Source organism: Microcystis sp. BLCC-F209 (genome assembly GCF_041928595.1).
Taxonomy (GTDB): Bacteria; Cyanobacteriota; Cyanobacteriia; order Cyanobacteriales; family Microcystaceae; genus Microcystis.
In genome coordinates, this window is the sequence record NZ_JBHFLL010000059.1 from 1 (window position 1) to 11944 (window position 11944).

Here is an 11944-nt window from a genome sequence, read left to right on the forward strand (position 1 = left end):
GGGTTGGGGTCGGGATTGGGGGAAAAAAATACCTCTATCTGTCGGGGTTCGTCGCTGACTTCTTGGCTGATTTCGACGATTCCCAGGGGAGAAAGTAATTGTTCAAGGTAATTTTTGGCAAATTGGTCATGGGGTTTCATGGAGTTTCTTCAATAGCTTGTCGGACTTGTTCTAAGTCTAAATCCAAAGCTTGAGCGATTTGTTCCACACTTAAACCCAAGGCCAGCAAACGGGGAATAGATTCCAGTTTAGCCTCTAGTTTTCCTCGCTCTAGTCCTCGCTCTAGTCCTTGTTCGAGTCCCTGTTCGAGTCCCTCCTGTTTAGTTGCTTCCTTCCATTCCTGATAGGTTTGAGATAAAGTCATAAACACCTCTCTATCTTCAGTTTCTAGGATGTTATTTATTTCCATACTAACCCGCCAACTAATTAATAATTCCAGCACATTTTCCCGGAAAGCATTACCTTGAGGTAATTCTAACAATTCTCGCACCGCTTGGTTTTGAGTTTTTCCCCTTCCTAATAATCTTAACCAGAGAGTCTCAGCCGTCACAGGCAATTGATTAATAGCGATAATTGCCGTGCGATAAAGCGCGGGAAGAAAATACACTCCTTCTGGCCAATCTGGGTCTATTTTTGCCCCAATACTCTCTAACAGAGTCAGACTAGCGGCAGGGGATAAAATCCATAAACGAGGAGCATTGTCTTCATTGTAACTCTGATTTTCCCGTTTAGCTTGTCTTTGCAGTTCGGCCAAAATCGTCAAAAGTTTCGCTAAACAATTACGAATCTCGCTCCGGTTGGGAGGATTGCGATAGGGTTCAATTAAGACAGTATTAAGGACAATTCTGCCTAATAATCCCAGATAATCGGGGTTGGGTTCGGGATTGGGGGAAAAAAATACATCTATCTGTCGGGTTTCGTCGCTGACTTCTTTGCTGATTTCGACGATTCCCAGGGGAGAAAGTAATTGTTCAAGGTAATTTTTGGCAAATTGGTCATGGGGTTTCATGGAGTGAGCAGTTAATCGATAATTCTCAATTGTATAGTTATTAAAAAAGTGGGTTATTTAAACCCACTTCTCAGGTGATGATTGGTAGTTTTTAGGATGGGAATTTTCAAACTGTGCCAGAAACTATGAGCAGCCATGGCAATTATTCTCCTTGTCAATAGTGAGCAATTGCAAGATTATACTACCTCTTCGAGAAAATCATAAATTTTGTCTAATTGTTCCAAGGTCACTAAACCGTACTGCCAGAGAATCATCGGTAAATGAATTTTATCAGATTGGATCGAGCGCTCGGCCATAGCGATCGATTCTTGGGTAAGGGACAATTCCTCTTGTAGAAATCGTCGGAATTGGGAATAGGCAATCGTGGACATAGGGGGATTTTTTCCTCAATAGTACATCTCGTAATTTTAACAAAACACCACCGATCGGTTTCAAGGACAGTTAGTCTCGCGACTGTTTTTTCTGTATCTAAGCTATCTCGATGATAGAGAGTGCTTTCCTAAAAATCGCTGGCTCTCTCAAGATAGTCCCGTTAGAGCGAGCAGAATTTTGTCTCTGTTCAATCTATACCAAGAGTGAAGATTATTCAATCTATCACTTGACCGACTATAAAAATCTTAATCGATATGGTTAGATTTTAAACAGTATCAATGCGTAATAGCTTATAAAAGCCATACTTATATTTCCGGACAAGGGACACTTTCTATAGGAAAGTTAACACCATTTTGAAAAATTAAGGTCTTGAGATAGACTCAATCTTAATTTTATCTCCTTCTTTCACTCCTAATTCTTTGGCTCGGCCCCCAGCTAGTTCGATCACTTGATTAACCATGGTGTTTGGCCCATAGACAGGACAAGGATCCACCCCACAAGGAGGGACATTGAGCAAAACTGCTTTTACTATACCATCTTTTAGAAAAATCATGTCTAGAGGAATCGAGACATTTTTCATCCAAAACCGTGCCATCAGAGGTTGTCCAAAGGGAAATAGCATACCGCGATTTTTCTCCAAAGACGAGCGATACATTAAACCCTTAGCCTGTTGTTCGGGGGTTTGAGCTACTTCTAACTCAATCATCTGACCATTAATATCTGCTTTGGCCGTGATCGGTAATATTTGCCCTTGATTCTCAGTTGTAATCTGAGCCATTGAGCTATTATTACCATTGAGATTAGTCGATTGACAACTCAGCAGCAACAAACCTAAGAATAATATTAACTTGATCTTGAGCATAAATGATTTTTTACCAGTCATCACCAATAGTTATCAATACTTAATTTTCCCAGGATAGGGGGAGAATTAAGCAGATAAGACACTAACATAAAGTGATGACAGCAAAGATAAAGATATTATTAAAAATATCCAGCCTAGGGGTGAGCATCCTTCCTTGAGGAGAGGGGCAGCTGGGCTAGAACATATATACTAAGAAAATTCTCAAAGTTGTCTGCCGATTTTCCCCCTCAATTTTGCCCTAGTGCGGCAGCAGTCGATCGCCTTCGTAGGTTAAAATACGATTTATCGATTATTGTAGGCTCAGGAGCAATCACCATGACCGCAGAAAGTATGTTATTTAATGGGCCGATCGTGGCGATCGTTCTCGTCCTCGTCGGATTAGCTTGGGGTTTTCTCCTCCTCAAAATCCAAGGTGGAGAAGCGGAATAGCTTGTTTTTCAGTTCATGGTTACTTTATTAGTAGTCATGAACTACTTTTCTCCCGTCCAAAGTAATTAAGAGAAAATCAATAACTAAAATTTTATACCCACACCTATGACCACTCCCACGATCGAGTTTTTTGTCGGTTTATCAGAAGAATTAAGCGGTGTTAGTCTCCGCCAAAATAAAAATACCGGGATTCGCAATGTCCTGATGACTTTTAAAACCCTGAAAGCGATCGAACGTTTCCAAAGTTTCACCACCCGCACCTACGGCGATCTCCGTCTCACCGATGAGGAAGGAGTGATTACAGTTATCCCCAACTCGACTAAATTTATTTTTGGAGGAGATGAAGGGGATGAAATTCAACGGGTAGAATGTGGTTTTGAAATCACCGATGAACACTGGGAGCGTTTTATGCGCTTTATGAATCGTTATGCGGCAGCCAACGGTATGGGGTATCAGGATAAGTGAGGAGACAGGAGTGGGAATTATAAATTATGAATTATGAATTGGGGAGTGGTAAGAATAAATAAAATAATCTCCTGACTCCTGACTCCTGACTCCTGACTCCTGAATACGAATAGCCAAAAACCAGCTAAAATAAGGATAAATTTAGTCAAGAAACCATGAAAATAGCGATTACTGGGGCGACGGGATTTGTGGGTAGTCGATTGGTGGTCAAACTTTATGATCGCAGCGATGACATCCTAATTTTAACGCGCAATCCCGATAAAACCCAGAGAATTTACCCAAAGTCAATCTATCCTAAGATAGAGATTATCCCCTATATCGCCACAGAATCGGGGGATTGGCAAAAAGAGATTTCCGGATGTGACGCGGTGATTAATCTAGCGGGAGAACCGATTTCGGAACGCTGGAGCGGTGAAGTGAAACAGGCAATCGTCGCTAGTCGGCAAATCGGCACCGAGAAAATTGTCGAGGCGATCGCCAATGCCGCCCAGAAACCGAAAGTTTTAATTAACTCCTCGGCGATCGGTTACTATGGAACCAGTGAAACCGCTAGTTTTGACGAAAACAGCCCTCCCGGTGGCGATTTTCTGGCAGATGTCTGTAAAAAGTGGGAAACAGCCGCCCAAAAAGTTAAAGATTACGGCACTCGTTTAGTCATTCTTCGCACGGGTATTGTTTTAGGCAATGGGGGTGCTTTAGGGAAAATGATCCCACCCTTCAAACTTTTTGCCGGCGGACCGATTGGCAGCGGTCGTCAGTGGTTTTCTTGGATTCATCGGGATGATTTAATTAATTTAATCATCTATTGTCTCGATCGCCAGGAAATTAGCGGCACTTTCAACGCTACTGCACCCAATCCCGTCCGGATGAAAGAATTCTGTCAGATTTTAGGGGAAGTAATGAATCGTCCTTCTTGGTTGCCAGTGCCAGATTTTGCCCTCGAAATTCTCTTGGGAGAAGGAGCAAAAATCGTCCTAGAAGGTCAAGAAGTGCTGCCAAAAGCCACTCAAGCGCTCGGTTTTGACTATCGTTATCCTAATCTAGAAGCGGCCTTACAAGAAATCGTCCCGAAAATGTAGAAATCTGATACAATAGCCGGACCTGGTGTTCTCAATCTATTTTTCACTCCAGACGGGATGGGAGAATAAAGAGGCAGCCACTCTCACCCCGCGCAGTTGATTTAACAGGGGTAAATGGCCCACGGGAGCGCTTAAATCCCAGGTAAATTCTTGGGGGTATTTTGTCCAATTATTGCCATTTTTCCAGCCAATTTTCGGCCAGAGTTTCGGGAAATCTTGACCCACACCGAGCCATAATTTGCGCTGCACCGACCAACCGAATTTCCCTTCCGAATGAACCAACCAAAGATGATCAATAGTCTGAATATCCACACCGGGGAAAGCTTCTACTTCCGTAAAATAGACCCATTTTCTCTGTATTGCTCCTTCTCCTGCTAATTCACAGAGTTTTTGACGGGTGAGACTATCGGCAGTTTGAAAATCCTGTTTAGCCAATAATTCCTGTAAAAGTCGATAATCAATACCCTTGGCACTATCGAGGGGAACAACACCCGTGGGGAAATAATTAGCTAAAAATTCCTTGCTCTGAGCGCTATTATCTTGATAGAGCAATTGATAAGCCTTACCTGTCACCAGATTAACAGGAGTCGGCCGCTGGGCTAATAAAAAATCTCTCAATACAGTTAGGCCACCTTCTCCGTCCCCGGCTAATTGTGTCAGGATCTGTAATTGATTTTTCGGCGACTCGGTGGCTAATTGACTCATCTTACGGGTAATATCCTCGCTCTGTTCTTCTACTAACACGCCATTCTGGTCAGTCATATCATCACTTTTAAGACCACTCCTTCAATACTATTACCACTATTTCGGGGTCGCTGCTCGATTTTTTCCCGACAAAAAAGGGATTTTTAGCGGCCGACATTCCGCACCTCTTCATATACTTTTATATATTTTTACATTCCCCAAGATGTTTTGACGAAAAACCTTGATTGTAGAAACTACTATTGAGAACATTTTCAATAATTGATTTTTTCTGAGAAAAAAATTTACAATTCTTCACCTTGATCAAAATCCCTCATTGTAGCTATAATCCTTACTGGCAAGGGGTGGTCAGCAATATATTAGTAAAAATTATCAATTGAATGTTAAGAAGTGCGGAAAGTGGGAAATCAAAGACTTAGTGCTGGCAAGATGAGTGCAAGCGAGACGCTCGCACTCTGGCTATCTACGAATTAATTGCACTCATCGGGCCGACAGCGAGCAAGATTGCTGTCGGCTCGATGGTTGGCGCTGTCGAGGGTAATGGCGAGAGACGGCACTAACAGTGACAAATCCCAAGGATAGCAATCCCAAAGCGAGCGGACTGCTGCTTTCTGGTACGGCTGTCACCTCAGCAAAGGGAACGATAGTTTCAAACAGATACACGAGAGACGATCCCGATCCTTGGAAAGGAGAAAGATCAAGTCCTGGTAGTAATCTCAGTTGATCAAGGCTCAAGACCTGGCGAGTCGTTGCCGAATAGACAGTTCCTGATTTGCCAATGACTTTCTCGGAGACAAAATTAATCAGTACGTTTCCGACCTCGAAACCAGCGATCGCCAAACTCGGATCGGCAGCGGTGCTGGCATCTCTGCCGTAGATTGTGGTAAAGGTAAATTCCAGATCTCCCGTCTCGTAGGTCAGATAGGACGCGCCAGCCACTCGCAAATCCAGATTGGGTGGCCAAGGGTCGAGGCCCGGACCAATTTCAACTAAGTCAGGAACATAGAGCCGACCGCAGAAGAGGCCTGGCGGTGAGGGATTGTAGGGATTACATGACAGATTAGTAGGAGCATAGGGATAAGTCGTTGAAAAATAAACAAAGGTATTGGTTTGTGTTGATCCAAACCCGCCGTTAATCACTTCAGTTGGGGAGAAAGTTTGTTGGAAATCTCGAAATGGGCCGATGGTGGTTTTGGCCGCGTAAGCAGGCTCGAGGAGAGCAATCATAAGCGAGCCAGCGCTCAAGAGAATGTTAAGAAAGACTGAACGCATCATGATAGTTTTTTCTATTCGACAAAATTACAGTTATTTGATATGCCATAATATCGTGGCGCATTGACGGGGTAAGCGCACCTTAACAATCCTTGACAAAATGAACTTTATGTGGGTTGCTTACCCACGATTCAGGCATATTTGAGTAGAATTTGCCATCTCAATTGTTAAGCAAAAATCGACCCTTTTGGTCGATTTCGTAACTATTCTGATTGACTGGTATCACTTGAAATGCCCACACAGCAAGCGGATCGCAAAAATGGCCAATTGTCAATAGCGTTTGAGATGCTCTCACCCTGAGCGCATTGAGAACTCAAGTCAAAGTTGTTCCATGACAAAAAAGGGATTTTTAGCGGGTGGTTGATCGTACACTGAAAGAGAGAACTATTTTGGTTATCTAGATCACCGTCGGTCAAAATTCCCTTAACTGAATCGGGGATGCGCGGAGATTGTAACAAAATTTATCGATTTCTTGACAAAAAACACCGATCATGCTATCAACTGAACCTAAAATCAGCAATTCCGGACAAAAATATTTAGCCTATCAAGATTGTCTATCCCCGAATCAAACCCTGTTCCCCCTGACAGCCAAGGTTAATAACCGCGATTGTCTAGAAATCGGTGGTTGTGATGTGACCACCCTAGTGGAACGTTTCGGTTCACCCTTGTATATTGTCGATGAAGTCACCCTCCGCACTGCCTGTCGTCAATACCTGCAAGGTTTCCAGACTCATTATCCCGGAGAATCTAGGGTAATTTATGCCTCGAAAGCGTGGAATTGCCTGGCCCTATCGGCCGTGGTCGCTAGGGAGGGATTAGGTTTTGATGTGGTCTCGGCCGGAGAAATTCACACGGTGTTAACCGCTTTAGACCAGATCAATAAAACCGATGTGCCGATATACTTTCATGGTAATAACAAATCGATCGCCGAGTTAGAATATGCGATCAAGCATAACTGCATTATTATCGTTGATAACTGGCTAGAGTTAGAAAATCTGGTTAAATTAGGCGAAAATCGTCCTGATACCCCTATTCCGATCCTATTGCGGTTAACCCCCGGCATCGAGTGCCACACCCACGAATATATTCGCACGGGTCACTTAGACAGTAAATTTGGTTTTGACCCTCATCAAATCGAAGCGGTATTTGACTATGTTTTAGCTCATCCGGTGCTGAATTGTCTGGGTTTACACGCTCACATCGGTTCCCAGATTTTTGAACGTCAACCCCACCAAGACTTAGCCGCTGTGTTGGCAGATTGGTTTAAATTAGGTTTAGAACGGGGATTACCCCTAGAGCAATTAAACGTCGGTGGTGGTTTAGGGATTCGCTACCTCGAAAGTGATGACCCCCCAAGTATCGAGGAATGGGTGCAAGCAGTGTCCTTAGCAGTGGCTAAAGCTTGTCAGGAAAGAGGTATCGCTTATCCGCTGCTCATTGCCGAACCGGGACGCTCTCTGATTGCCACCGCTTGCGTAACGGCCTATACAGTGGGTAATCGCAAAGAAATCCCCGAAATCCGCACCTATATCGCCGTCGATGGCGGAATGTCTGATAATCCCCGACCGATTACCTATCAATCGGTTTACCGGGCCGTGGTCGCCAATAAAATGAGTCAAGAATGTCAGGAAGTGGTGACAATAGCTGGAAAACACTGCGAATCTGGCGATATTCTAATTAAGGATATTACGCTACCGAAAACCAACCCAGGGGATATTTTAGTGGTTTTAGCCACGGGGGCCTATAACTACAGTATGGCTTCTAATTACAACCGCTTACCCCGTCCGGCGGCGGTAATTGTCCAAAACGGAGAAGCCAATCTCATCCTTGAACGGGAAAACCTGGCGGATCTGCTGCGTCAAGACCGCTTACCCAATCGACTCTCCTTGATATAAACCTCATCGCCATCGTCCCCCATGTCGGGTTTTTTTCTGGACCCTCGCCGGTTATTGTCCTGGATTCTCAGCCATGGTCTGTCATTGCTAGACTTTGGGTTAGTTCTCCTCCTTACCTATATGCTGCTGCTAATTATCGGCGAGCGGCGTACTTTTTGGATGGTGCGAGGACTAATCTACTTAATGCTGGCCTCGGTGATTAGCGATGCCCTAGGATTGCGCTTGCTGGGGTTAGTCCTAGAAAAATTGATTTTAGGGTCAGCCGTGGCCATCGCTGTGATTTTTCAGTCGGAATTCCGCCGTTTTTTAGAATTATTGGGCAAAGGTCAAGTGTGGGAATTATTTAAAAAAAGTTCCCCCACTCCCAAGACCGATAATGTCATTGATGAGTTAGTGGACGCAGTGAAGGACCTATCTCAAAATCGCACCGGCGCGCTGATGGTATTAGAAACCAGTGGCAATCTCGACACCAGGGTGTTTGTCAATCCGGGGGTGGCACTCAATGGCCAGGTATCGAAGGAATTAATTCAAACTATTTTTCAAACTAAAACTTTACTACACGATGGGGCCGTATTTATTCGAGGCGATCGAGTGGTGGCCGCCGGTGTTATTCTACCCCTATCGGAGCGCAGTACCTCAAGGCAATTAGGCACCCGTCATCGGGCGGCTATGGGCATTACCGAAAGGCTAGATAATTGTATCTGTATTGTGGTTTCTGAGGAAACTGGCTCGATTTCCCTCGCGTCGGGGGGTAATCTGGACCGGCCTTTAACCAGTAGTAAACTAAAAGAGCTGCTCGAAGCGAAGTTTTCTCCGTCGGGAGAGGGGGAAGTGGTCGCACCGAGTTGGGGACGTTTAGGGCGTACAATTGGCTTAAAAGGTCGTCTAATCTTAGAAAAATTCTCCCGTTCGCCCAGCGCAACCCCCAAAGATAGAAAATGACTGTTAAACCGAGCTTATCACCAGAATTACCTACGGATTTAGATAAAAACCGTTTGCCTCAGCACGTCGCAGTGATTATGGATGGGAACGGTCGTTGGGCGAAAAATCGTGGTTTGCCGCGGATTATGGGCCATCAACGGGGAGTAGATGCGCTCAAAGACTTGCTGCGCTGTTGTCGTGACTGGGGTATTCCCGCTTTGACCGCTTATGCTTTTTCTACGGAAAATTGGGGTCGTCCCCTGGAGGAAGTAGAGTTTTTAATGACTCTATTCGAGCGGGTTTTACGGCAGGAATTGGAGGAAATGATGCAGGAAAATGTTAAAATTCGCTTTATTGGTAATTTATCAGTCTTGCCAGAGTCTTTAAGACGGGAAATTGCTAAATCTCAAGCAGAAACTAGCAAAAATTCCGGTATTCAATTTACGGTGGCGACTAACTATGGTGGCCGAGAGGAAATCGTACAAGCTTGTCGGGCGATCGCTCGTCAGGTGCAACAGGGTTTAGTCTCCCCGGAAGCGATCGATGAATCTCTCTTTGAACAGTATCTTTATACTGCCGGGATTCCTAACCCAGACCTGTTAATTCGCAGTAGTGGGGAAATGCGAATTAGTAATTTTTTACTCTGGCAAATGGCCTACGCGGAAATCTACGTTACCGACACTCTCTGGCCGGATTTCGATCGAGTGCAATTTCACCGCGCTTTAAAAGATTATCAGGGTCGTCATCGTCGTTTTGGCAAATTATAAGGGCTGCGGCCTAAATTGAGCGAAATAGCCACTGTGGAGCAGTTAAAGGACAATTCTTGATTTTTCACTTTTAATCTTAAACTCCCTGGGGCAACGGTCAAACCGCGACGAGAAGGCCGTTTGTGATCTTGTCGATTTCCCCAATACGGTAATCCGTAAATCGGCCAGAGCTAGACTTTTTCCCCGACTAAAATAAAATAGGGGGGAGAATAACTATCGACGATAAGCAGTTTTAAGATTATGGGATTCTTTGACTCAGAAGTGGTTCAACAGGAAGCTAGACAGCTATTTGAAGATTACCAGTCTCTCACACAACTGGGCAGCGAGTACGGGAAATTCGATCGAGAGGGTAAAATCATCTTTATCGATAGGATGGAGGAGTTAATGGAACGCTACAAGATATTTATGAAGCGTTTCGAGTTATCTGAGGATTTCTCCGCCCAAATGACCGTAGAACAGCTAAAAACCCAATTAGGTCAATTTGGTATGACTCCGCAAATGATGTTCGACCAAATGCAGCAAACCCTTGAGCGGATGAAGGCAGAAATTCGCTAAAATTGCCGATATTTATCGGGTATTGGCTGTCTTCTGCCCGATAATACTCTCTCGCTGTTTACTGCTCGGAAAATTGGGGTTTCTGCGGGTTTTCGAGAACGATGATCTAATAATTTTAACTAGGTTAGCTGATGAACTCCAGGCCAGATTCAGAAGAAAATATTGAGCCACCTCAGTATAGTGAAAAAACTAACCGCATTCAGGCAATCAGTCAACTGATTAAGGCGATAACCCCGTTAATTTGGGCTATAGTTGTTCTAGTGGTTATCGTGCCTCTTTTAGGGAAAATTTGGCTAGGAACTGCTGGCAATGAACCGTTAAAAACTAGGGTTGCTACCGAAACTAACCTAGAGATTCCGATCACTATACCCGAAAAATCGAACGGTCAAATCGATCGGGAGATTAGCCAAGCTTTACAGACAGCGAGAGCAAATTCTCAAACCTTTGCCCTAGGACAAATTGAGGCATGGGTGCAGGAGTTGATGACACGAGTAGATCAGAGTTTTCTGCCTTGGTATTTTAACTATTTCAATCAAAAACAATTTGAGGGCAAGGCCTTTTTAAGCGGATTATACTCCTCGATCGCTCACTGGGTCAATACAGATAATCCACCCGCAGAACAGGTGGTGGCAGAAAATTTGACCAAAACTATTCAAACCGAGTTTACCAAACGGGTAATCCGTCCCCAAGAGGCCCAATTGCGTCTAGAGAGAATTACTAGGGATACTGTTAGTTTATATGTCAATAATTTAAGCAATGAATTAGCGAATATTCAGGCCAGTTATCAAATTCCCCAAGGCAAATGGGACCGTTATCTTAGTGATATAGCTGTAACAATTCAAGATACCGAGGGCAATATTTCTAACACATCAATCAAACTTTTAGTCGGTGGTGCCACTGCTTTAGGAGTTAAATCTCTGGTCCCAGTGATGAAAGTGGGCAGCACAGTTTATTTGTCCCTAGCGGGAAAAACGGGGGCGAAAATTGCCACCAAAACCGGTGGAGCAGTAGCGAGTAGTTTTGGGGCAGAATTAATCGATCCAATCGTGGGAATTGGTTTGATAGTTTGGGATTTATGGGACTATCAACACCGGGTAAACATTGAACAACCGATTCTGCGGGATGCCATTTTTAATTATTTACAAGAAGTCAAATACGATCTAGTCAATAACCATCAAGGTAGCGTCCTTTCATCTATTTATCAAATTGAAGCCAGTGTCAATAAATACCTAGGCAGAACCTATTAATGTATCTTTTCACTTTCCAAGGTTTATTAACACAAGTTTAGATACTTTAAAAATGAAACTTAGAGTAAGATTTGAATCTAGAAAAATTGACTCAGCTTTGAGGTGAATTTACCGATTGTGGAATCAATTTGAAAATGGCTTATTTCGTTTTTGTAAATATAATAGTCGAGACATAAATTTTTTGATTGATTTATTAATAACTGAACTTCCCCCCATACATATATACTACAATAGCCGAAAACCCTTATCCATCAATGGATGCACCCCCTTAACTTTTCTTAATGTACCCATGTAATTTGTAACATTTCTTAATGGACAAGAATTCTCTCCATTTGCTAAAATGATAGCCATGTATATAGAAAAAGTTCC

General features: G+C 43.7%; 13 protein-coding genes. 8 read left to right on the plus strand and 5 right to left on the minus strand.

The annotated features are described in order from the left end of the window. Positions 1 to 136: 136 nt before the first annotated feature. From ACE1AQ_RS03810 to ACE1AQ_RS03820, 3 genes are all read right to left on the minus strand, one after another. Positions 137 to 1009 carry a flagellar assembly protein H gene (locus ACE1AQ_RS03810; protein ID WP_374807892.1) on the minus strand — a complete coding sequence of 291 codons (873 nt, stop codon included), beginning with the start codon at positions 1007 to 1009 and terminating at the stop codon, positions 137 to 139. Between the two features lie 176 nt (positions 1010 to 1185). Next, complete coding sequence (locus ACE1AQ_RS03815) at positions 1186 to 1380, minus strand: DUF2949 domain-containing protein (protein ID WP_008205831.1); 195 nt, start codon at positions 1378 to 1380, stop codon at positions 1186 to 1188. A 362-nt stretch (positions 1381 to 1742) separates the two neighbouring features. Then, a complete protein-coding gene (locus ACE1AQ_RS03820) occupies positions 1743 to 2264 on the minus strand; it encodes a DUF192 domain-containing protein (protein ID WP_008205833.1) in 522 nt (173 codons plus the stop codon). Between the two features lie 294 nt (positions 2265 to 2558). On the opposite strand from ACE1AQ_RS03820, the gene ACE1AQ_RS03825 reads away from it, so the two are divergent. The 3 genes from ACE1AQ_RS03825 to ACE1AQ_RS03835 all read left to right on the plus strand — a co-directional run bounded on the left by ACE1AQ_RS03825 (position 2559) and on the right by ACE1AQ_RS03835 (position 4216). Continuing rightward, positions 2559 to 2672, plus strand: a complete 114-nt coding sequence (locus ACE1AQ_RS03825) for a PetM family cytochrome b6-f complex subunit 7 (protein WP_002731506.1) — start codon at positions 2559 to 2561, stop codon at positions 2670 to 2672. Positions 2673 to 2777: 105 nt separating this feature from the next. Then, complete coding sequence (gene psb28 / locus ACE1AQ_RS03830; RefSeq protein WP_002780430.1) at positions 2778 to 3137, plus strand: photosystem II reaction center protein Psb28; 360 nt, start codon at positions 2778 to 2780, stop codon at positions 3135 to 3137. Between the two features lie 155 nt (positions 3138 to 3292). Continuing rightward, positions 3293 to 4216 (plus strand): TIGR01777 family oxidoreductase, encoded by a 924-nt coding sequence (locus ACE1AQ_RS03835; protein WP_110546023.1) that lies wholly within the window; start codon positions 3293 to 3295, stop codon positions 4214 to 4216. Between the two features lie 36 nt (positions 4217 to 4252). On the opposite strand, the gene ACE1AQ_RS03840 is transcribed toward ACE1AQ_RS03835, so the two are convergent. Together ACE1AQ_RS03840 and ACE1AQ_RS03845 are read right to left on the minus strand one after the other, a co-directional pair. Further along, the gene (locus ACE1AQ_RS03840; RefSeq protein WP_110546022.1) at positions 4253 to 4978 is read right to left on the minus strand and encodes a GUN4 domain-containing protein; all 726 of its coding nucleotides are present in this window, start codon (positions 4976 to 4978) and stop codon (positions 4253 to 4255) included. A 420-nt stretch (positions 4979 to 5398) separates the two neighbouring features. Next, on the minus strand, positions 5399 to 5857 hold the full coding sequence (locus tag ACE1AQ_RS03845; protein WP_172969760.1) for a hypothetical protein: 459 nt from the start codon (positions 5855 to 5857) through the stop codon (positions 5399 to 5401). 824 nt (positions 5858 to 6681) lie between these two features. Here ACE1AQ_RS03845 and lysA point away from each other — a divergent pair. The 5 genes from lysA to ACE1AQ_RS03870 all read left to right on the plus strand — a co-directional run bounded on the left by lysA (position 6682) and on the right by ACE1AQ_RS03870 (position 11575). Further along, the gene (lysA, locus tag ACE1AQ_RS03850; RefSeq protein ID WP_008205842.1) at positions 6682 to 8085 is read left to right on the plus strand and encodes a diaminopimelate decarboxylase; all 1404 of its coding nucleotides are present in this window, start codon (positions 6682 to 6684) and stop codon (positions 8083 to 8085) included. 21 nt (positions 8086 to 8106) lie between these two features. After that, positions 8107 to 9027 carry a diadenylate cyclase CdaA gene (cdaA, locus tag ACE1AQ_RS03855; protein ID WP_008205845.1) on the plus strand — a complete coding sequence of 307 codons (921 nt, stop codon included), beginning with the start codon at positions 8107 to 8109 and terminating at the stop codon, positions 9025 to 9027. After that, complete coding sequence (gene uppS, locus ACE1AQ_RS03860; protein WP_110546021.1) at positions 9024 to 9773, plus strand: polyprenyl diphosphate synthase; 750 nt, start codon at positions 9024 to 9026, stop codon at positions 9771 to 9773. The genes cdaA and uppS overlap by 4 nt, the downstream gene beginning before the upstream one ends. A 240-nt stretch (positions 9774 to 10013) precedes the next feature. Beyond that, the gene (locus ACE1AQ_RS03865) at positions 10014 to 10328 is read left to right on the plus strand and encodes a DUF1825 family protein (protein WP_002738222.1); all 315 of its coding nucleotides are present in this window, start codon (positions 10014 to 10016) and stop codon (positions 10326 to 10328) included. A gap of 131 nt (positions 10329 to 10459) precedes the next feature. Then, positions 10460 to 11575 (plus strand): hypothetical protein, encoded by a 1116-nt coding sequence (locus tag ACE1AQ_RS03870; protein WP_110546020.1) that lies wholly within the window; start codon positions 10460 to 10462, stop codon positions 11573 to 11575. The last annotated feature ends 369 nt before the right edge of the window (positions 11576 to 11944 follow it).